Source organism: Paenarthrobacter sp. 10N417, from assembly GCF_056394745.1.
Map to the genome: position 1 here is coordinate 38,722 of NZ_JBFTIL010000004.1, position 19,326 is coordinate 58,047.

Annotated in this window: 20 protein-coding genes; 14 read left to right on the top strand and 6 right to left on the bottom strand. The window is 62.0% G+C overall.

What is annotated here, in order from left to right; translation table 11 throughout:
• Window positions 1-24 precede the first annotated feature (24 nt).
• The 5 genes from hpaE to AC1DCM_RS06175 are packed head-to-tail and all read left to right on the top strand — an operon-like array spanning window position 25 to window position 4,771.
• Entirely contained in the window at window positions 25-1,569 is a 1,545-nt protein-coding gene (gene hpaE, locus AC1DCM_RS06155; RefSeq protein ID WP_477517673.1) for a 5-carboxymethyl-2-hydroxymuconate semialdehyde dehydrogenase, read from the top strand.
• A gap of 30 nt (window positions 1,570-1,599) precedes the next feature.
• Window positions 1,600-2,697, top strand: a complete 1,098-nt coding sequence (gene hpaD / locus AC1DCM_RS06160) for a 3,4-dihydroxyphenylacetate 2,3-dioxygenase (protein WP_477517674.1) — start codon at window positions 1,600-1,602, stop codon at window positions 2,695-2,697.
• Between the two features lie 2 nt (window positions 2,698-2,699).
• Complete coding sequence (gene hpaH, locus AC1DCM_RS06165; protein WP_442019033.1) at window positions 2,700-3,485, top strand: 2-oxo-hept-4-ene-1,7-dioate hydratase; 786 nt, start codon at window positions 2,700-2,702, stop codon at window positions 3,483-3,485.
• On the top strand, window positions 3,470-4,273 hold the full coding sequence (locus tag AC1DCM_RS06170; RefSeq protein WP_442004391.1) for an HpcH/HpaI aldolase family protein: 804 nt from the start codon (window positions 3,470-3,472) through the stop codon (window positions 4,271-4,273). The genes hpaH and AC1DCM_RS06170 overlap by 16 nt, the downstream gene beginning before the upstream one ends.
• Before the next feature lie 51 nt (window positions 4,274-4,324).
• The gene (locus tag AC1DCM_RS06175; RefSeq protein WP_442019034.1) at window positions 4,325-4,771 is read left to right on the top strand and encodes a hypothetical protein; all 447 of its coding nucleotides are present in this window, start codon (window positions 4,325-4,327) and stop codon (window positions 4,769-4,771) included.
• A gap of 51 nt (window positions 4,772-4,822) precedes the next feature.
• On the opposite strand, the gene AC1DCM_RS06180 is transcribed toward AC1DCM_RS06175, so the two are convergent.
• Complete coding sequence (locus AC1DCM_RS06180; protein WP_442019035.1) at window positions 4,823-5,197, bottom strand: nuclear transport factor 2 family protein; 375 nt, start codon at window positions 5,195-5,197, stop codon at window positions 4,823-4,825.
• 197 nt (window positions 5,198-5,394) lie between these two features.
• Between AC1DCM_RS06180 and AC1DCM_RS06185 the strand changes: the two genes are divergently transcribed.
• Together AC1DCM_RS06185 and AC1DCM_RS06190 are read left to right on the top strand one after the other, a co-directional pair.
• Complete coding sequence (locus AC1DCM_RS06185) at window positions 5,395-6,603, top strand: aspartate transaminase (protein WP_477517675.1); 1,209 nt, start codon at window positions 5,395-5,397, stop codon at window positions 6,601-6,603.
• 11 nt (window positions 6,604-6,614) lie between these two features.
• Window positions 6,615-7,289: a 4-carboxy-4-hydroxy-2-oxoadipate aldolase/oxaloacetate decarboxylase gene (locus AC1DCM_RS06190; protein WP_477517676.1), complete on the top strand. Its 675-nt coding sequence runs from the start codon at window positions 6,615-6,617 to the stop codon at window positions 7,287-7,289.
• A gap of 539 nt (window positions 7,290-7,828) precedes the next feature.
• Here the strand turns inward: AC1DCM_RS06190 and AC1DCM_RS06195 are convergent.
• Window positions 7,829-8,773, bottom strand: coding sequence for a LysR substrate-binding domain-containing protein (locus tag AC1DCM_RS06195; protein ID WP_442019312.1), 945 nt, complete (start codon window positions 8,771-8,773; stop codon window positions 7,829-7,831).
• Between the two features lie 298 nt (window positions 8,774-9,071).
• Here AC1DCM_RS06195 and AC1DCM_RS06200 point away from each other — a divergent pair, with 298 nt between their 5' ends.
• The 5 genes from AC1DCM_RS06200 (at window position 9,072) to AC1DCM_RS06220 (ending at window position 13,869) form a co-directional block, all read left to right on the top strand.
• On the top strand, window positions 9,072-9,860 hold the full coding sequence (locus AC1DCM_RS06200) for a LamB/YcsF family protein (protein WP_477517677.1): 789 nt from the start codon (window positions 9,072-9,074) through the stop codon (window positions 9,858-9,860).
• 1 nt (window position 9,861) lies between these two features.
• A complete protein-coding gene (locus tag AC1DCM_RS06205) occupies window positions 9,862-10,629 on the top strand; it encodes a 5-oxoprolinase subunit B family protein (RefSeq protein WP_477517678.1) in 768 nt (255 codons plus the stop codon).
• Window positions 10,626-11,639 carry a 5-oxoprolinase subunit C family protein gene (locus tag AC1DCM_RS06210; protein ID WP_477517679.1) on the top strand — a complete coding sequence of 338 codons (1,014 nt, stop codon included), beginning with the start codon at window positions 10,626-10,628 and terminating at the stop codon, window positions 11,637-11,639. The genes AC1DCM_RS06205 and AC1DCM_RS06210 overlap by 4 nt, the downstream gene beginning before the upstream one ends.
• A gap of 55 nt (window positions 11,640-11,694) precedes the next feature.
• Complete coding sequence (locus AC1DCM_RS06215) at window positions 11,695-13,035, top strand: MFS transporter (protein WP_442004401.1); 1,341 nt, start codon at window positions 11,695-11,697, stop codon at window positions 13,033-13,035.
• Between the two features lie 84 nt (window positions 13,036-13,119).
• The gene (locus tag AC1DCM_RS06220; RefSeq protein WP_442019317.1) at window positions 13,120-13,869 is read left to right on the top strand and encodes an SDR family oxidoreductase; all 750 of its coding nucleotides are present in this window, start codon (window positions 13,120-13,122) and stop codon (window positions 13,867-13,869) included.
• A 136-nt stretch (window positions 13,870-14,005) separates the two neighbouring features.
• Here the strand turns inward: AC1DCM_RS06220 and AC1DCM_RS06225 are convergent, their stop codons facing one another.
• The 4 genes from AC1DCM_RS06225 to purB form a co-directional block, all read right to left on the bottom strand.
• The gene (locus AC1DCM_RS06225; protein WP_224093181.1) at window positions 14,006-14,440 is read right to left on the bottom strand and encodes an acyl-CoA thioesterase; all 435 of its coding nucleotides are present in this window, start codon (window positions 14,438-14,440) and stop codon (window positions 14,006-14,008) included.
• A gap of 84 nt (window positions 14,441-14,524) precedes the next feature.
• The gene (locus AC1DCM_RS06230) at window positions 14,525-15,028 is read right to left on the bottom strand and encodes a GNAT family N-acetyltransferase (RefSeq protein ID WP_477517680.1); all 504 of its coding nucleotides are present in this window, start codon (window positions 15,026-15,028) and stop codon (window positions 14,525-14,527) included.
• 170 nt (window positions 15,029-15,198) lie between these two features.
• On the bottom strand, window positions 15,199-15,855 hold the full coding sequence (locus AC1DCM_RS06235; RefSeq protein ID WP_477517681.1) for a histidine phosphatase family protein: 657 nt from the start codon (window positions 15,853-15,855) through the stop codon (window positions 15,199-15,201).
• A 235-nt stretch (window positions 15,856-16,090) separates the two neighbouring features.
• Window positions 16,091-17,497 carry an adenylosuccinate lyase gene (gene purB / locus AC1DCM_RS06240; RefSeq protein WP_477517682.1) on the bottom strand — a complete coding sequence of 469 codons (1,407 nt, stop codon included), beginning with the start codon at window positions 17,495-17,497 and terminating at the stop codon, window positions 16,091-16,093.
• 166 nt (window positions 17,498-17,663) lie between these two features.
• Here purB and AC1DCM_RS06245 point away from each other — a divergent pair, with 166 nt between their 5' ends.
• On the top strand, window positions 17,664-17,975 hold the full coding sequence (locus AC1DCM_RS06245; protein WP_431117094.1) for a hypothetical protein: 312 nt from the start codon (window positions 17,664-17,666) through the stop codon (window positions 17,973-17,975).
• The gene (locus tag AC1DCM_RS06250) at window positions 17,975-19,315 is read left to right on the top strand and encodes a hypothetical protein (protein ID WP_477517683.1); all 1,341 of its coding nucleotides are present in this window, start codon (window positions 17,975-17,977) and stop codon (window positions 19,313-19,315) included. Before AC1DCM_RS06245 ends, AC1DCM_RS06250 begins: the two co-directional genes overlap by 1 nt.
• Window positions 19,316-19,326 lie beyond the last annotated feature (11 nt).

The following is a 19,326-nucleotide window of genomic DNA, read 5'->3' on the forward strand; positions in this document are numbered from 1 at the left end:
GTTGGATGAAAAAGGAAGACAACGATGACGACCCCTGTAGAAACATCAGCTAAGCATCACGTGCCGGAGAACCTCCCCACGCACATCCAGCACTTCATCAACGGCGAGTTCGTAGACTCCGTTTCCGGAAAGACTTTTGACGTCCTGGACCCGGTATCCAACGGAAATTACGCCACAGCAGCCGCTGGCCAGAAGGAAGACATCGACCTCGCCGTGGCCGCCGCCCGTGAAGCGTTCGTCAATGGCCCGTGGCCGAGGATGAAGCCGCGCGAACGCGCCCGGGTGCTGAACAAAATCGCCGACGCCGTGGAGGCCCAGGAAGAGCGCCTGGCCGAACTGGAGACCTTTGATACCGGCCTGCCGATCACCCAATCCAAGGGTCAGGCGTTGCGTTCAGCCGAGAACTTCCGCTTCTTCGCGGACCTGATCGTGGCACAGTTCGATGACGCCATGAAGGTCCCCGGCTCACAGATCAACTACGTGAACCGCAAGCCAATCGGCGTCGCGGGCTTGATCACGCCGTGGAACACCCCGTTCATGCTGGAGTCCTGGAAGCTCGCTCCCGCACTGGCCACCGGCAACACCGTGGTCCTCAAGCCTGCCGAGTTCACGCCTTTGTCCGCGTCACTATGGGCGCAGATCTTCAAGGATGCTGGCCTTCCCGACGGCGTGTTCAACCTGGTCAACGGCCTGGGCGAAGAAGCCGGCGATGCCCTGGTAAAGCACCCGGACGTGCCGCTGATCTCCTTCACCGGTGAGACCACCACTGGCCAGACGATTTTCCGCAATGCGGCCGCCAACCTCAAAGGCTTGTCCATGGAGCTCGGTGGGAAGTCCCCGTGCGTCGTGTTCGCCGATGCCGATCTGGACGCCGCCATCGACTCCGCCCTGTTCGGTGTCTTTTCCCTCAACGGCGAACGCTGCACCGCCGGCTCACGCATCCTGGTGGAGCGGGCCATCTACGACGAATTCTGCGAAAAGTACGCTGCCCGTGCCAAGAACATCGTGGTGGGCGATCCCCACGATCCCAAGACCCAGGTAGGTGCGCTGGTCCACCCCGAGCACTACGACAAGGTGGCGTCGTACGTGGAGATCGGCAAGTCTGAAGGCCGGCTGCTTGCCGGTGGCGGCCGACCCGACCACCTGCCCGAAGGCAACTACATTGCACCCACGGTGTTTGCCGACGTCGCGCCTGATGCGCGCATCTTCCAGGAGGAAATCTTCGGGCCCGTTGTGGCCATCACGCCGTTTGAGAACGACGACGAAGCCCTCGCCTTGGCGAACAACACCAAGTACGGCCTGGCGGCCTACATCTGGACGCAGAACCTGACCCGGGCCCACAACTTCTCCCAGAACGTCGAAGCCGGCATGGTGTGGCTCAACAGCCACAACGTCCGCGACCTCCGCACCCCGTTCGGTGGCGTCAAGGCCTCCGGTTTGGGCCACGAAGGCGGCTACCGCTCCATCGATTTCTACACCGATCAGCAGGCCGTCCACATCACCCTCGGCTCCGTGCACACCCCCAAGTTCGGCAGCATCGACGACTCCGCTTCCGCGGGCGACAGCTAACACCTCCCCTTTCAACGAAGAGAGACCATCATGAGCAACCCCTTCACTGGCCCCATCCCCACCCCCACGGTCCCGGCCCCGGACATCGTCCGCTGTGCGTACCTTGAACTCGTGGTCACGGACCTCGCCAAGTCCCGTGCGTTCTACGTGGACCTGCTCGGCCTGCACGTCACCGAGGAAGACGAGAACACCATCTACCTGCGCTCCTTCGAGGAGTTCATCCACCACAACCTGGTCCTCCGCAAAGGCCCCGTCGCCGCCGCCGCTGCCTTCGCCTACCGCGTGAAGTCCCCGGCCGAGGTGGACGCTGCCGAGGCCTACTACCGCGAACTCGGCTGCCGGGTTGAACGCCGCAAGGAAGGCTTCACCAAGTGCGTGGGCGACTCCGTCCGCGTGGAAGACCCCTTGGGCTTCCCGTATGAGTTCTTCTATGACGTGGAGCACGTGGAGCGCCTCACCCAGCGCTACGACCTCTACTCCGCCGGCGAACTGGTCCGCCTGGATCACTTCAACCAGGTCACCCCGGACGTCCCGCGTGGCCGTAAGTACCTGGAGGACCTCGGCTTCCGCGTCTCCGAAGACATCAAGGATTCCGACGGCGTCACGTACGCCGCGTGGATGCACCGCAAGCAGACTGTGCACGATACCGCGTTGACGGGCGGCAACGGACCGCGCCTGCACCACATCGCGTTCTCCACCCACGAGAAGCACAACATCATCCAAATCTGCGACAAAATGGGCGCCCTGCGCATCTCCGACCGCATAGAACGCGGCCCAGGACGCCACGGCGTGTCCAACGCGTTCTACCTCTACATCCTGGACCCGGACGGCCACCGCGTAGAGATCTACACCCAGGACTACTACACCGGCGACCCGGACAACCCCACCGTCACCTGGGACGTGCACGACAACCAGCGCCGCGACTGGTGGGGCAACCCAGTGGTCCCGTCCTGGTACACCGAGGCCTCCCTGGTCCTGGACCTCGACGGCAACCCGCAGCCCGTCATCGAACGCGAAGAGAAGTCCGAAATGGCCGTCACCGTAGGCGCTGACGGTTTCTCCTACACCCGCCCCGAAGGTTCATCCGGCGAGGCCGCTGAAGGTTTCAAATTGGGGGCGCAGGTCTAACCATGATGGACGCGAAGACGATCGAAGCCATTGCCGACGAACTGCTCGATGCCGGCCGGAACCGCAAACCGGTCCCGCGCCTCACCGCCCGCTACCCTGACATGACGGTGGAGGACTCCTATGCCGTCCAGCAGTTGTGGCGGCGACGGAACGAAGAAGCCGGGCGAACGTTGGTGGGGCGCAAGATCGGCCTCACGTCCAAAGCAATGCAGGCCGCTACCGGGATTACCGAGCCGGACTACGGGGCGATCTTCGATGACATGGTCTTGGAAACCGGCTGCTCCGTGCAATGGGACCAGTACACGCACCCTCGCGTAGAGGTGGAGCTCGCGTTCGTCCTGAAGGACGGCCTCAAGGGCCCTGGCTGCACCATTTTCGACGTCCTCAACGCCACCGACTACGTTGTTCCGGCCCTCGAAATCCTGGACTCCAGGATCGAAATGGAGGGCCGGACCATCGTGGACACCATTTCGGACAATGCCGCCATGGGGGCCATGGTGATAGGTGGCCGACCAGTGCGTCCCGACGCCGTCGACCTCCGCTGGGTCTCCGCGATTCTGTACAAAAACCAGACCGTGGAAGAGACCGGAGTGGCAGCCGGAGTGCTGGATCACCCGGCCAACGGCGTCCACTGGCTGGCCAACAAAATCGCCGCCCACGGGGACTCGATGAAGGCCGGAGATATTATCCTCGCGGGCTCGTTTACCCGCCCCATGTGGGTGTACAAAGGTGATACCGTACACGCGGACTACGGACCTTTGGGAGTCGTGACATGCAATTTCGACTGAGCCCCACCTTCTATTCAGCACTCTCAGAGGCCGGCCGTCCGTTGGCTGGCATGTGGGTCTGTTCGGGTAGTCCGTTGGTGGCTGAGGTCTGTGCGGGATCCGGGTTGGACTGGCTTCTGATCGACGCCGAGCATAGCCCCAACGGTCTGGAATCGATCCTCGCGCAGCTCCATGCCGTGAGTGGCTACCCCGTCCAGGCCATGGTCCGGCCGCCGGTCAACGACACCGTAGTCATCAAGCAATACCTTGACCTCGGCGTGCAGAACCTCCTGATTCCCATGGTGAATTCCGCGTTCGAAGCGGCGTCCGCAGTTTCCGCCGTCCGCTATCCGCCGCTGGGCGTTCGCGGTGTGGGTTCGGCATTGGCCAGGGCTTCGCGCTGGAACCGCGTTCCTGACTACCTTGCTGCGGCTTCAGAATCGATCAGCCTCACGGTTCAGATTGAATCAGAGGCAGCGGCTTCGGCGGTGGAGGAGATCCTGGCCGTCGACGGCGTGGACGGTATCTTCCTTGGCCCCTCGGACCTCGCAGCTTCCATGGGTTTGCTGGGACAGCAGGAAAATCCCTTGGTGAGGGCTGTCGTCGAGCATTGCCTCGAGGCCGCCAAAGCGGCCGGCAAGCCAGCAGGCGTGAACGCCTTCAACGAGTCCACCGCGCGCGCCTATCTCGACGCCGGGGCCTCCTTTGTGCTGGTCGGCGCCGATGTTTCTGTCCTGGCCCGGGCGTCCGAAGGTTTCGCTTCGACGTTCATTCCCGTGTCCGAAACGGCGGATCGCGACAGCTACTGACCTGCCCGGATGGGTTAGGCTCGACGAACCAGAGCCTGAGGGGGCAGCGCTATGAATCGTCGTGCGATAGCTGTGTTTTCCGTAGTTGCCGCGCTTGCGTTTACTGGCTGTTCGGCTCCGGCCGGGTTGAAAGCTCTGAACCGGGAAGCGACGGCGGAGGACAAGCTTCCGGAGTCCGTGAGCCTTACCGGCGTGGATCTGAACGTCGAGGCCGGGACAGCCCGGTTGCTGGCGACCTTCGACGACGTGAAGTACTTCGGAGCTAAAAGTTCCACTTCCGGGGCTGTCTGCTTGATTGCGGTACCTGTAGGACTCCCGGAGCGGTGGAGGGCGGGTTGCGCAGCGGTCGCGACAAGCGAGCAGATCGTCACCATCTCCGGCGGGGACGGTACAGAGGCGAAGCTCATCAACGACGGCGTCGACGCCAACCGACCGGAATACCGGGGCTGGACCCAGGTCCACGAGAATGTCCTGATCAGCAAGCCATCCCGCTACTGACTCCGGTGGCGGGTGAGCGGGCTGGCCATCCTCACCCGCACTGCTTTCGTACTAGCTGGGTTCCGCGGGAGTGTCTTTCCTGGCCATGTACCACTCCGTGAATTCGCGCGCACGGCCGTCCTCGGCAAAGCGGATGACCCAAAGGTTGTCGTAGGTGGGCTGATCGTTGAGGTACGTCGTCACGGCCTGGACAAAAGCCGTATCTCCGTCCTGGCCAAGGAGCGTCCATTCGAAGGTCCAGTCATCGGGCTTATCCCCGGCCTCCAACCACGCTGTAACGATTTCTTCATGGCCGTTCCACGGGGATTCCGTGTTCGGCCTGTCGTAATAGATGGCGTCCTCAGTGAACAATGCCCGGATGTCGTCGGGATCGTTCGAGGTCCACGCGCTTATGTATTGGCTCATCCACGAGTTCACGTCGGTCATGCCTCCGTTCTACCCGTTATAGGCCGGACCCTCAACGGTTGAGTTGCGCGGGAGCGCAGGGTCGGGGCCGCGCGTCATAAGTGTCCCTTATTGATCCACGCACATTAGGTCTTATCCACAGCGCTCGCGGATCCCTAGTCTCGAAAAAGGGGATGCGTGAATCCGCGCGTCCTGGGTTCCACATTCCTGGAGGAGACATGTCCGACTACCTGCCGGCGTCGAGGGTCACCCGCATCAAGTCCTCAGCCAGCGTTGCGGCCGCCGCCCGCGTCCGCGAACTAAAAGCTGAAGGCATCCCGATCATCGACTTGACCGTCGGCGAGCCGGACTTCGACACCCCTGACCACATCAAGGCCGCAGCCATCGAGGCGATCAAGGCCGGCGAGACCAAGTACACCTCGGTGACCGGGTCGCCGGAGCTGCAGACCGCCATCCTGCGCAAGATCGAAAGTCACACTGGCCACCACTACGAGCCGAACCAGTTGACCGTGGGTGGGGGTGCCAAGCAGGTCCTCTACGTTGCGCTCATGGCCTCGCTCAATGCAGGCGACGAAGTGATCGTGCCGGCGCCGTACTGGGTTTCCTATCCAGACATGGTCCTCGCCAACGATGGCACCCCGGTGATCGTCCCGTGCGGGGAGGATGCAGGCTTCAAACTGACCCCGGCTGCCCTGGGAAAAGCCATCACCCCCAAAACAAAGTGGCTCATCCTCAACGCTCCGTCCAACCCGACCGGTGCCGTGTATTCCCGCGAGGAACTGCAGGCACTCGGAGCCGTCCTTGAGGAGCACCCGCACGTCCTTATCCTCACTGACGAAATCTACGACGAAATTCACTTCGGCGATGGCCGCGTCACCAGTCTGGTCACTGCTGTGCCGGCGCTCATGGACCGGATCCTCCTGGTCAACGGCGTATCCAAGGCGTACGCCATGACCGGCTGGCGCCTTGGCTACGGCGTCGGCCCGGCCCCTTTGATCGCGGCCATGAACAAACTGCAATCGCAGACCTCCTCGTGCCCGTCGTCCATCAGCCAGGCCGCGGCCGTAGCGGCGCTGAACGGTGATCAATCCTTCGTCCGCGACAGTGTGGAGGTGTACCGCAAACGCCGGGACGCCGCCGTCGAGGGTTTGAACGCCATCAATGGGCTTTCCGTTTCTCCAGCAGAGGGTGCCTTCTACGCGTACGTGAACTGCTCGGGCGTCATTGGTAAGACCACGCCCAACGGCAACGTCATCGAGAACGACCAGGACTTCACGCTTTACTTGCTGGACGCTGCCCGCGTCGCTGTCATTCAGGGTTCGGCTTACGGGTTGGGCCCATACTTCAGGATCTCCTTCGCGACTTCGCTGGAGACCATCAATGCCGGCGTGGACTCGATCCGCGACGCCGTTAACGCCCTCAACTGAAGGAACCCGAAATGATCCACGTTAAGACCAAGTTTGAGCGCCCGGCCGCCGACGTCGTTAGCCGCCTCGCTGCCTTTTCCTCGGCGACCATTCACGAGGCACAGGGCCGTCGAGGGGCTTTGAGCTCCAGGATCAAACCGATCGACCGCTCCATGTCGTTCTGCGGACCGGCCGTCACGGTCGCTTGTGCACCGCAGGACAACCTGATGCTCCAGGTCGCCATCCACTATGCGCAGGCCGGCGATGTGGTCCTTGTGAGTGCCAAGGAAATGGCTGAGGCCGGCACTTTCGGCGATGTTCTTGGCAACGCCATGAAGGCCAAGGGCATTGCCGCGATGGTCACCGATTCCGGTGTGCGGGATACGCAGGACCTGATCGAGCTGGGCCTGCCCGTCTTTTCGGGCAGTATCAGTATCAAGGGCACAGTCAAGGAAACGCTCGGCCCGATCAATCATCCACTCGTCTTCGGCGACGAAATCATCTACCCGGGCGACATCCTTCGCGGTGACGCCGACGGTGTGGTGGTTGTCCGCCGTGAGGAGGCCGAGGAAGTCATCGCTTTGTCCCAGGCCCGCGACGACCATGAGCGTGAACTCATCAAGCTGTACCACGATGGCGGCAACACCATTGAGCTCTGCGGCCTGGCGGAGAAGCTCAAGGAGAAGGGCCTCCTGGTCGAGGACTAACCGTCGGCAATGGGCCGGTCGCGCGTCGTAAGAGGCGTTGCGGCCGGCCCTTCTTGACGCCGCAATCGGGCATGGGAAAGGCGCCTTGCCAGTGGCAGGGCGCCTTGGGGTGCTGCAGATTTGGTTGATGTACGACTTTGTTGACGTACGACGGCGGCTGGCCGGGTTTCGCGGGAGGCTTGGGCCTGAGGGGCTCAGTCGAGTCCGGCGTGTCCGGGGCGGGTGTCCACCAAGTGCCATTCGATGCTGTTGCCGGCGTGGGCGGGCATCAAGCTTCCCTCAAAGACGAACAGTGGTTCACCAATGCCGCCGGTCGGACGCCAAAAGCCATTTCGTGGGCAGTGAAATCCTGTTCGTGCGCTCATCGTTCCGCGGGTTGGATTCGAAACCCATCCGGTTGTGCTGATCCTTTTCACCGTTGTTTCCTTTGAACTTGCCCGCGGAATCCGTGAGCTGCTTCGAATTTCTTGCTAATTCGATACTAGGAAATTAAAACGCTGCTGAATAAGACCAAAGCTGTCTCTCCGGATAAGTGTTTGTTATGGATGGGCTGGCAACTGCACGGGGTCGGCGCCGTACTTGCTGATGAGTTGTTGATGCAGCATCTCCTTGACCACCAAGAGCACCGCCGAGGCGGCTTCGGACAGTGGCTCGTGGTCCGGAGTGCAGAGGGCGATTTTGCTTTGCAGCCCGGGCTCAACGATCCGCAGCACCTTGAAGTCCTGGTCCGGGAAGAGGGCATCGGCTGCAGACTTGGGCAGGACCGTGCCGCCAAGGTTTGCCTGGATGAGTCTGGTCAAGGAGGGTACGGACTCCACTTCGCCCACCAGGCGGAGCGGTAGCTCGTGATCTGCCAGGCCCTTCTCGATGATTTGGCGCAAAGTGTGGTTCTTCTCCGGAAGGAACAGGCCCACCGTGCTCGCTTCCGCAAGAGTGACTGTGTCCTTGCCGTGGTTGACATCCACATCAGGGTGGACCACCAGGTGGAGGTCTTCGACGATCATGGTGGTAAATTGCACGCCCCGGATCTTTCCCGGCTCATAGATCAGTGCCATGTCGAGGCGTCCGTTCTTGATGGCCTCGCTCAGGACGCCGCCGAAAATTTCGGTCAGGTGGAGCACGATGTCCGGGTAGCGTCGGCCGACTTCGCTGATGATCCTGGGCGTGAGGCTCGACGCCATACTGTAGGGCGCGATCGCGATGGAAACCCTGCCGGAGGGTGCGGCGCCTGAGGTGGCCACGTCCTGCCGGGCCTGTTCAACCAGGCGCAGAATCGACTGGGCGTGGCGGTAGAGGGTGTGTCCCGCTGCGGTGGGTTCAACGCCTTGCTTGCTGCGGATCAGCAGGCGCTGCTTGAGGTCGTTTTCCAGCGCAGACACCTGCTGACTAAGGGCCGGCTGGGCAACATGGAGGGCAGCGGCTGCCTTGGTGATGCTCCCGGAGTCAACGATTTGCACGAAGTATGCGAGTTTGCGCGTATCCATGTCTGCCTTCCTGGAGGGGCCACGTCCCCGGGTGGCATGCCATAAGGAAATTCTATCCGGCAGCACTGGGACCCACGCCACGGTACAGGGTGGTGCACGTCATAACGGAGAGCTATTACGGGATAGCTATTAGGTCTTTGTGCAACGTCGTTGGGCGGTGCGAGACTTTTGGAAGAACTTCAGGGCAGCGGTGCTGATTGCAGAAATCGCAGGGTATTTCCCTGGAATTCATTTATCCCCTGCGGAGACAGTTGCCCGCTTTTCTCCCTACGAATGACAATCACGGAAAGAGAATCACGTGAACCCGACAATTGATCTTGTAGCGGATCTCGGAGAGGGATTTGGCGCCTACACCATTGGCGACGACTCCGACCTCCTGGAGATCGTCACAAGCGCCAATGTTGCGTGCGGGTTCCACGCAGGTGATCCGGACATTATGGCAACCACTGTTGCTGAATGTGTTCGCCGTGGGGTTGGCATCGGTGCGCATCCGAGCTTCCCGGACCTGCGAGGTTTCGGCCGGCGCGATATGGCCCTCTCCGCCAGCGAGGTTCAGAACGATGTGCTCTACCAGTTGGGTGCGCTCAACGGTTTCGCCGCGTTCCACGGCACTAAGGTCACCCATCTCGCGCCGCACGGTCGGCTCGGCAACCTGGTGGCAGTGCGCGCCGACTACGCCCAGGCTGTTGCGGAGGCGGCAGCGCGGGTGGATAGCGAACTCATCGTCGTGGCGCAGGAAGGTGAACTGGCCACCGCCGCCCGTGTCGCCGGACTCGGTGTTGCAATCGTAGGTATCGTGGATCGCGCCTACCAGGAGAACGGCACGTTGGTACCCCGCAGCCAGCCCGGTGCCGTATTGCATGATCCCGTAGAGATCCTGGATCGGACCCTGCGCATGGTGGTCGACGGGAAGATCCGCTCCGCCAACGGCGTGGACATGGATATCGACGTCGACACCGTCCTCCTGCACGGGGACAACCCCGGTGCCGTCAAACTCGCCCGCTTGATCCGCTCGGAGCTCATCTCTGCAGGTGTCCGCCTCGCCCCGCTCGCCGAGGTCATGGATGCCAAGAGGAAGGCGGCCTGACATGTCCGTGCTTACAGCGGTCCCCACCGAAGTCTACGAATCCGGAGACTCCGCACTGCGTGTAGTCGCGATCTCGCAGGCCAGTGAAGACAACTGGCTGACCGTTCACCGCCTTGCAGACTGGCTGGAAAGCTGCGGCGCCGAGGGCCTTCACGGTGCGGTTCCCACATACGATTCGGTACTCGTTGAATTCGATCCCGTTCTGGTTTCCGCCCGGCAGGTACGGGCATTCGTGAAACTCGGACTGCTTGAAATTGGACGTGCGGGAGAACCGGCAACGGCTCCCCGCGAGTTCGATGTTCCCGTGGTCTATGGCGGCCATTACGGGCCGGACCTGGAGTGCGTTGCGCTGTATCAGGGGATTGATACCGAGGAAGTCATCCGGCTCCACACCGAAAAGACGTACACGGTTCGTTGCCTGGGTGCGCCTGCAGGTTCGCCCATGATGGACGGGCCCGCGTTCCCCAAGCCCGTACCCCGCCTCAAAGATCCCAGGCTGAGTGTTCCGGCAGGTGCTGTTGCAGTCGCCGGCCGCCAAGCCGTCATCGCTCCGGCTGTGGCCCCCGGTGGCTGGTGTGTCATTGGCCAAACCCCCTTGTCAGTCCTGAACATCCGCCGGGAACCGTTGGTCCCGTACAAGCCGGGCGACATCCTCCGTTTCCGGGAGATCCGTCCCGAGGACTTCAACAATTACGCAGGCCTGGAATTGGAGCCGCTGGAGTTGGCTCCGCTGGAGCTGGCTCCCTCGGGATCGGGAGTGCGGCCATGAACGGCGGAATCCTGATCCAGCAGCCCGGCAACTCGGTCGTCACGGACCTCGGACGTACACGCGGCCCCCGTTTCGGGTTGCCGGTTAACGGAGCTTTGGACCAGTACTCAGCCCGAGCGGCCAACATTTTGGTGGGCAATTTGGACAACGATCCGTTGGTGGAGATCACGGCCCTCGACTTTCGGATGAAAGCCACCACTGACATCCTGATCGCAGTCACCGGAACCCCTCTCACGCTCACCGTCGCCGGTCGCCCATCGAGCCAATGGGAACCGGTGTCAGTGAGGGCGGGAGAATCAGTGTCCGTTCGTCGACTTCATGGCGGACTGCGCGCCTACCTCGCTATCCATGGTTCCATCGAGGCAGACACGCTGCTTGGCAGTGTAGCCCCGGACACCGTGGTGGGCTTTGGACTCCAGCTCAAGGAAGGTACCAGCCTTCCCATCCGTCGGAGCGTGGGGCCGGTACGCCAGCCTTACTTCGACCTCCCCCTTTTCCGGTTGGGCCTTGAACGGCCAACGATGGGATCAGACCTGTCGGTAGATGTGACCGACGGACCGGACATCGCCGAGTTTGGCGAATCCGGTGAACTGCTCTTCACTTCGGAGTACACCGTCAGCGGCCGCAGCAACCACATCGGCCTGCGACTTGGCGGAGACCTTCCGGAAAGAACCTCCAGCGGCGAGGTGCTTTCCCGCGGCGTGCCAGTGGGCGCCGTCGAGGTTCCTTCAAGGGAAGAGTTGCTGGTACTGCACCGGGGACGCGGCGTCACCGCCGGGTATCCGGTACTCGCAGTAGTAACCAGCGCCGGACTGGATGTCCTGGCCCAAGCACGGCCAGGGGACAAAGTCCGTTTTCGGAAAACCACAGTGGCAGAAGCAACTGCCGCCCATCGGCGCTCGCGGGCCCAGCTTGAAATCCTCCGCGAATCCGTCAACACCGTCTTCGGACTCCTCGGCATCGGATGCCGTCCCCAGTGGCAGGACCTACCAGTTGCGGCATGCAGCTAAAGACCCTGTCGTCATACCAGTAGGCGTTGCTACGCTCATCTAGTAAGGAAAAGTCATGACCGCAAGCACCAACGCTGCGCCCACGCAGCATGAGCGGCTCACGGGCCGCCAAACCCGCAAAGTTGTCACCGCCGGTTGCGTTGGCATCTTCGTGGAACTGTACGACAACGGCATTTTCGCCTTCATGGCGGGCACGCTGGCGCTCGTCTTCCTGGCCCCGGGAAACCCGGACAACGCCTTGCTCTTCGTGTTCGCCGGATACGCGGTTTCGTTCTTCGTGCGGCCCCTCGGCGCTGTTGTTTGTGGCTACCTCGGAGACCGGATCGGCAGGCAAAAGCTACTGGTCTTTGTGATCCTCCTGATCAGTGTTGCCACGGCCGGCATTGGACTCTTGCCACCATTCGCGGCCATTGGTGTTGCGGCTCCAATTCTGCTGGTTCTCCTGCGTCTGCTTCAGGGCTTCTCGGTGGGCGGCGAGGCTGCCGGTGCCATGACCTTCCTCGCTGAGCACGCCCCTGAGGGTAAGCGCGGCATCATCACCTCCTATGCGCAGATTGCCTCCTTCGCAGCACTGCTCACCGGTACGCTTGTGGCGTTCTCCATGTCCCCCTGGCTCACGCAGGCGGCCATTGACGCAGGCGGCTTCGGTTCCTTCGCATGGCGCATCCCATTCCTGGTCGCCATCCCCATGGGCATCATTGGTTGGTACATTCGCAAGGCCATCGCCGATACCCCCAACTTCGTAAAGCTCAAGGAAGAGGGCGGACTCTCCAAGAACCCGCTGAAGGAAGCCTTCAAATCCGCCGAGCACCGCCGTGCCATGCTCCTGGCCCTCTTCATCCCGCTCATGAATGGCTCCGGCTACTACGTCCTGTTCTCCTACATGCCCACGTTCCTCAAGGGCAAGCAGCTGAATTTCACCATCGGCGAGGCGCTCCTGGTGACTGCCTGCAGCCTGGTTGTCATCTGCATCGCGATCCCGTTCATGGGTGCGCTGTCGGATCGCGTGGGGCGCAAGAAGGTTATCGCCGGTTCCGCCATCGCCATGGCAGCCCTCGGCATCCCCTCGTACGCCCTCATTGCAACCGGCCAAATGGGCCTGGCAATCCTCGGTGCCTGCATCATGGCAGTCGTCTTCGCTGGACATACCGCAGTCATCCACATCCTGATCGTCGAACTGTTCCCCACACGGGTCCGGTACTCGGCTTACGGGCTGGGTTACAACATCTCGTCGGCACTCTTCGGCGGCACGGCTCCGCTTCTCATGACCTGGCTTATCAGCAGCACGGGCAACATCTACATGCCCGCCTTCTACGCAGTAATCACGGCACTCGGCACGCTCATCGCCGTCAGCACGGTCAAGGACCGGGCCCACGAGCCGCTGCGCGACGCATAGCAACTACCTACCGACCTTTGGGCTTCTGCGTCCGGCCCAGCCGGACGCAGAAGCGCCACCGATTCCCCACGTTTGGAGAACCCAATGACTTTTTCCGACTACACCACGGCTCTCGTCACCGGAGCGTCAACCGGAATGGGTGCAGCCATTTCCGAACGACTCGCCAAGCGCGGCCTGACGGTTCACGCCGTGGCCCGCAACGAGGAACGCCTTGCCGAATTGGCCGACCGCACCGGGGCGATCCCGCACGTAGTGGACCTGACCAACACAGCCGCGCTGGCCGCCGTCGTGAATGACCTCAGCGTGGACGTCCTGGTGAACTGCGCCGGGGTTTCCCGGCCGGGGAACATTCTGGACTCGTCCGAAGAGGACATCGACGAGCTCGTGGACGTGAATCTCCGCGGCCTGCTTCAGCTCACCCGCCTGGTGCTGCCGGGCATGGTGGAGCGGGACCTTGGCCACGTCATCAACATCAGCTCGATCGCCGGCACCTACAACTTCTATGGCCACACCGTTTATCACGCCACCAAGGCTGCCGTGCACCAGATCTCCCGCCAGCTTCGCAACGACACCGTCGGCAAGCGGATCCGCGTCACCGAGATTTGCCCGGGACGCGTGGAGACAGAAATTTTCGGCCGGAATATGGGCGGCACACCCGAGGCCATGGAAGAAGCCTGGAAGACGTACTACGAGGGCTACGAGTCATTGACCACGGACGACATCGTGAATGCCCTGGACTACGCTATCGAAACGCCCCGCCACGTCAACGTGGGCATGCTTGAGCTCATGCCGACGTTCCAGGTACCCGGCGGCCTGACGTTCGACCGGCGCTAAAGCGCCCCTCAGATTCCGGTGATTCACTCCCTCACCGGAAATACAAGCTGGCGGCCGCGTTTTCGCGGCCGCCAGCACCCGTTTGCGTGGCGTTCGCCAACACTCGTCTAACCTGTAACGCCCGACGGCGGGTGGTTCAGTCCTCGTGCAGGGTTTCGGTCAGGTGATGCGTGGGGATGCGGTCCCGGTCATACGTAATTTCCGTGTAACCGTGGGGCTGCGGGCGGCCATCGGCGCCCATGTTCACGAACACGATTTCCTCGATGGTCAGGATGCTCTGCCGGGTGATCATGTTCCGGACCTCGGCGCGCATGGTCAAGGAGGTGCGGCCGAAGCGTTTGGCCGTCAGCCCCATCTCTATGAGGTCGCCCTGAACCGCTGAGCTCACGAAGTTGATTTCGGAGATGTACTTGGTGACCGCGCGGCCATTGCCCAACTGGAGGATGGCGTAGATCGCTGCCTCTTCGTCGATCCACTTCAGCAGGCTTCCACCGAAGAGTGTGCCGTTGGCATTAAGGTCCTCGGGCCGCACCCATTTGCGGGTGCGGAAGGTGATGTCTGCTTTTTCCATTTTCCGAGATTATCTGACTACCGCAGGGTGTGCTTGATGTTGCGCGACGCTTGGTTGTTTCTGTCAACGCTTCTTGTCGGTTGGCTACGCCATCGCCGTGTGGGAGGCGCTGTGGGAGTTGATCCGCTTGGAGTAGCAGTAAGACCCATTGACACCGATGTATGGTCCAAAATTGGGAACTTCGGCGAATCCAGCACTCACGTAGAAGCTCCGCCCATCAGACTGGGCTGATCCTGCCTCAGCTGCTATCACGCTGAAACCGTGTGAGTGGGCCTGTGCTTCGAGCGCGGCCAGGATGGAGCTCGCGACTCCTGAACCCCGCGCATAGGGAACCACGTACAGACGCTTGATCTCAGCTGTGTTCTCGTCCAACATCCTCAGGCCGCCGCATCCGAGCGGTTGTCCGGAGGATTTCTCGTAAGCCACAACGAAAACCGCAGTGTCAGCTTCGGTGGGCGGGGGACCGGGCTCGTGATCCGTGGTCCCGAACCGGGCATCCAGTTCAGCTTGCTGTGCTGCACGGAGGTCAGCGCCTACCGGATTCGCCCAGGTGACCTGCCGGATGTTGAGCCGGGGGTTGGTCTGCATCAATGCCTCATTTCGCTTGGTTTCGCTGAGGTGTTTATGCGTCTTAAGCCTAGGAAGCTGTGGTTACCGCCGTGTTTCCTGCGCGTAAGCTTCGGGAGAATTGCTGAATTTCCTGCATTGCGGGGCCTGCTCTGCGCACTTTCGGGTGGATTTGGCGCGCAGAGCGGGCCTCACAATGCCTCGCCCGTTGGGTCCTCGGCCGTCTGATCTGCCAAGGCTAGCCCACCCACGGGAATCTGGTCCCAGTGCAGCACGCGCCAGCCTGAATCCGGATCGCCTTCCAGCGCCACGGTTCCCGTATTGGGCAATTGATGGGTTTCAGCGAAGAGAGTGTCGATATCCTCTGCCCTGCGACCTGCCCAGCAGCGGATTGCGGCTCCATGGCTGACGATGGCCGCCGTCGAATGGCCCGCGGCCGCGACCTTTTCCACCGAGGCATCGAAGCGGGCAAAGAAGTCGTGGCCGTTGAAGGCACCCGGCATGCGAACGTCGAGGTCGCCGTCGGACCAGGCGAACACCGTGCTCATGTACCGCAAATGCGATTCATGATCCGTCTTCTTCTCCAACGAACCAGCTTCAATCTCATGGACACCGTTCAGGATTTCCGGTTCAAGTCCCGTGGCCGTCGCAAGCGGTATCACCGTCCGTTGCGTCCGGAGCAGGGTGGAGGTGTAGAGGGCCTGAATGGACTCGTCGGCAAGAGCCTCCGGGAGCGCGGCCGCTTGCCGTTCGCCGAGTTCCGTCAGCCCCGGGCCAGGAAAGGCAGTATCCAGTTGGCCCGCAACGTTGCCGGGGGTCTGTCCGTGCCTGATCAGTAGGAGCTTCATGGGTGCTCCGCTCCTTACGTTGTTGCCTTATCTGTCCTGGCCGTGCGTTCCCGCCCAGTTGGTTCCAGCCAATCAGCGGTGAACGCGAGCGAACGCCCCGACACGCCGGTTCTCCGCATCTGGAAGGGCATGGCTCGGTGACGAAGTGGGCAGGAAAGAGCCGGGACCCACTAATTAAACGCCGACGGCGGGCCGAGGCACCAAGCCCCGGCCCGCCGTCGTCGAGCGTTGACTGCTACTTCAGGTGGTCCACCAATTTTTCGGCGATGCCGGTGTACTTGCCCGGGGTGAGGGCGAGCAGGCGGGCTTCGGCGTCGGCGGAGAGGCCGAGCCCCTGCACGAACTCCTGCATCCGGGCACCATCTACGCGCTGGCCCCGGGTGAGGTCCTTCAGGCGCTCGTAGGGGTTTTCCATGCCTTCCACGCCGGCGATGGCTTCAGCTCGCATGACCATCTGGATGGCTTCGCCCAGGACTTCCCAGTTGGTGTCGAGGTCGCCAGCAAGGACTTCCTCGGCGACGTCGAGGGCCTTGAGGCCCTTGGCGACATTGGAGATTGCCAGCAGGGAGTGACCAAAGGCGACGCCGATGTTGCGCTGTGAGGAGGAGTCCGTGAGGTCGCGCTGCCAGCGGGAAGTAACCAGCGTTGCGCCCAGGGTGTCCAGCAGGCCGTTGGAGATTTCCAGGTTGGCCTCGGCATTTTCGAAGCGGATCGGGTTGACCTTGTGCGGCATGGTGGAGGAACCGGTGGCACCTGCAACGGGAATCTGGCGGAAGTAGCCGATGGAGATGTAGCTCCAGATGTCCGTGCAGACGTTGTGCAGGATGCGGTTGAAGCGGGCAATATCGGCGTAGAGCTCTGCCTGCCAATCGTGGCTTTCGATCTGCGTGGTGAGCGGGTTCCAGGTGAGGCCCAGTCCTTCGACGAAGGTCTTGGCAACGGCTTCCCAGTCGGCACTCGGGACGGAAGCAACGTGTGCCGCGTATGTGCCCGTGGCGCCGTTGATCTTGCCGAGGTATTCAGTCTTGGCGATCCGTGCCAGCTGGCGGTTCAGGCGGTGCGCGATGACCGCCAGTTCCTTGCCGAGTGTGGTGGGCGTGGCGGGCTGGCCGTGGGTACGGGACAGCATGGGCACAGAGCGGTTGGCTTCTGCCATGGCCTCGATCTGCTGGACCAGTGCGCTGGCGTTGGGGAGCCACACGTCCTCTACGGCGCCCTTGATACCAACGGCGTAAGAGAGGTTGTTGATGTCCTCTGAGGTGCAGCCGAAGTGGACCATGGCTGTCAGGTTTTCGATGCCAATCGCGGGCAGGCGACGGCCGATGTAGTACTCCACTGCCTTGACGTCGTGGACCGTGACGGCCTCGATCTCGGCGAGTTCGTTGACCGATGCGGCGTTGAATTCGGTGACGATGGCACGGAGCTGCGAAACCTGCTCGTCCGTCAGGGGACCTGCTCCGGGCAGCACCGACTGGCTGGTCAGGTGGATCAGCCACTCAACCTCAACGTGAACGCGATCGCGGTTCAATGCGGCCTCGGACAAGTAGTCAACGAGGGGCGCGACGGCAGCACGGTAGCGGCCATCAAGGGCGCCAAGAGCGAGGGGTTCGGAAGCGAGGGACACGCGAGGGGATTCAGCCATGGGGCCTATTCTTTCATGTTCCGTGGAGGCGCCCGAGTTGGTGACTTGGCTATGTGGACAGCCGCCCGCGTTATCCACATAGCCGACGGCGGCGCTTCCGCCCGGTTCCCCGGCTCCGTAGCGTCGTACCTACCGATCAGCAGAACAATCAATGGAGTACACGGACATGAGCGTCGGCTTGATGCCTGCAGCCAACCCACCCACCTTCGATCCCCTGGAGTGCGCCTCGCGCAGCCACGAAGTCCAGAGGCTCGCTTGGCGAATTAAGGCCTCCGTGGATCAGACGGATGCTGTGCTGGCATCCTTGCGGCGGACCCAGTTGGAAGAGTGGCAGTCGCCGGCCGGAAGTGCTTACAGGACAACTATTGCTCTTCACGCCTCAGCACTGATGCGGGCACGGGAATCACTGGAAGATGCGGCCGCCTCGGTTCTCCGTCATTCACAGAACGTCGCCGTCTCCGATGGGAGGGGGCACTGATGGCTGATGTTGCTCCTGTTGGTGGGGGTTCAGCTCCCCAACCTATGGCCCCGGCCCCGGATGGGATCCTCAGCATCCGTGGGGGAGTGGGCGGAATGTCCTGCCAGTTGGAAGAGCTCCTGCGTGGAGCCGCACTCCTTGATGACTTGGTCCAGCAGTTGATTGGTGTGGAAGAAGAAACCCGCAGGGTGCAGGCTGATTTGGGGCCTTACCTCTTCGACTCGTACGCCTCGGGGTGTGCCGCAATCGATGCGGTGGCTGAAAGCGGTCAAGACGTAGGCAGGGTGCGTCAGGAATTGGTTGGTGTCAGCGCCAGTGTGCGTTCCAGTCATCACGATTACCTGCAAACAGAGGCCAAAAATCAGTTCCCGCGGATGTTGAGGTTTGAAGAGATGAAGATGTCAGGTACACCCTGGGTACCTGGCCGGGACATGATGCACAATGTCGTCACAACCATCATTCCGCCAGGTATGGAGGCGCGGGACATCATGCGGGGACTGCTGGAGTCGCCCCTGATTCCAGCACTGAGGCCGCGTCCGGTGAGCATCGAGAAGATGGACGAGTCGATCGAGCAAGTGGATCCATCCATGGCACAGAGCATCCGGCGACTCGAGAAACTCCATGCCCGGGGCGATGGAGAAATTGAGATCATCCAGCTGGACCACGATGGCTCGTCCTCGTGGATGGTGTTGATTCCGGGAACACAACCCAAAGCACCGCTTACAAATCCCTTCGACATACCGGGTGTTGGTGAAGCCATCGGCTACGACTCTCAAGAAGTCGTGCCAGCCATTGGTCAGGCGTTGAGGGAAGCCGGCGCTGAAGCCGGTGACCAGGTGGTAGCAGTGGGGCACAGCCAAGGTGGCGCGCACGCCATGAACCTCAGCCAGAACAAGGCATTCCTGAGCGAATTCGACCTCAGGTATGTCCTGACGGCTGGGGCTCCAGTTGGCGGTATTAGCTCCGAACCCGGAATTGCTGCGTTGCACCTGGAGCACATCCAGGACGCGGTCGCGGGTGCGGATGGCGGGGTGAACCCGGATACCAAGGACAGGGTGACGGTGACGCTGAACAATGAAGTCAAAACGCCAGAGGGGGAAGACCACGGCCTGGGTCCCGGTCACCGACTCGACAACTACGCCGAAGGCGCGGAATTGGTCACGGCGAGTAAGGATGCCTCCCTTGCAGCTTCTACGGCAGTGTTCGCGGGTGTTGTTGGTGTGGGAGGCGCGGCAAAGGTGACGCACTTCAAGCTGGAACGGTCACCCTTGCCGGACAAGAGGCCGAGCCTGCGGAACCCCAATCTTCCCGAGACACGTTCCGGGGCCGGAGCGCGGTAAGTACAGCGCAA

Coding starts and splice junctions, on each gene's coding strand:
- hpaH (WP_442019033.1), top strand. CDS start 2,700: ATGATGGACGCGAAGACGATCGAAGCCATTGCCGACGAACTGCTCGAT.
- AC1DCM_RS06205 (WP_477517678.1), top strand. CDS start 9,862: ATGTCCGTGCTTACAGCGGTCCCCACCGAAGTCTACGAATCCGGAGAC.
- AC1DCM_RS06185 (WP_477517675.1), top strand. CDS start 5,395: ATGTCCGACTACCTGCCGGCGTCGAGGGTCACCCGCATCAAGTCCTCA.
- AC1DCM_RS06195 (WP_442019312.1), bottom strand. CDS start 8,773: ATGGATACGCGCAAACTCGCATACTTCGTGCAAATCGTTGACTCCGGG.
- AC1DCM_RS06245 (WP_431117094.1), top strand. CDS start 17,664: ATGAGCGTCGGCTTGATGCCTGCAGCCAACCCACCCACCTTCGATCCC.
- purB (WP_477517682.1), bottom strand. CDS start 17,497: ATGGCTGAATCCCCTCGCGTGTCCCTCGCTTCCGAACCCCTCGCTCTT.
- AC1DCM_RS06180 (WP_442019035.1), bottom strand. CDS start 5,197: ATGACCGACGTGAACTCGTGGATGAGCCAATACATAAGCGCGTGGACC.
- hpaD (WP_477517674.1), top strand. CDS start 1,600: ATGAGCAACCCCTTCACTGGCCCCATCCCCACCCCCACGGTCCCGGCC.
- AC1DCM_RS06250 (WP_477517683.1), top strand. CDS start 17,975: ATGGCTGATGTTGCTCCTGTTGGTGGGGGTTCAGCTCCCCAACCTATG.
- AC1DCM_RS06225 (WP_224093181.1), bottom strand. CDS start 14,440: ATGGAAAAAGCAGACATCACCTTCCGCACCCGCAAATGGGTGCGGCCC.
- AC1DCM_RS06215 (WP_442004401.1), top strand. CDS start 11,695: ATGACCGCAAGCACCAACGCTGCGCCCACGCAGCATGAGCGGCTCACG.
- AC1DCM_RS06235 (WP_477517681.1), bottom strand. CDS start 15,855: ATGAAGCTCCTACTGATCAGGCACGGACAGACCCCCGGCAACGTTGCG.
- AC1DCM_RS06190 (WP_477517676.1), top strand. CDS start 6,615: ATGATCCACGTTAAGACCAAGTTTGAGCGCCCGGCCGCCGACGTCGTT.
- AC1DCM_RS06175 (WP_442019034.1), top strand. CDS start 4,325: ATGAATCGTCGTGCGATAGCTGTGTTTTCCGTAGTTGCCGCGCTTGCG.
- AC1DCM_RS06230 (WP_477517680.1), bottom strand. CDS start 15,028: ATGCAGACCAACCCCCGGCTCAACATCCGGCAGGTCACCTGGGCGAAT.
- AC1DCM_RS06170 (WP_442004391.1), top strand. CDS start 3,470: ATGCAATTTCGACTGAGCCCCACCTTCTATTCAGCACTCTCAGAGGCC.
- hpaE (WP_477517673.1), top strand. CDS start 25: ATGACGACCCCTGTAGAAACATCAGCTAAGCATCACGTGCCGGAGAAC.
- AC1DCM_RS06210 (WP_477517679.1), top strand. CDS start 10,626: ATGAACGGCGGAATCCTGATCCAGCAGCCCGGCAACTCGGTCGTCACG.
- AC1DCM_RS06220 (WP_442019317.1), top strand. CDS start 13,120: ATGACTTTTTCCGACTACACCACGGCTCTCGTCACCGGAGCGTCAACC.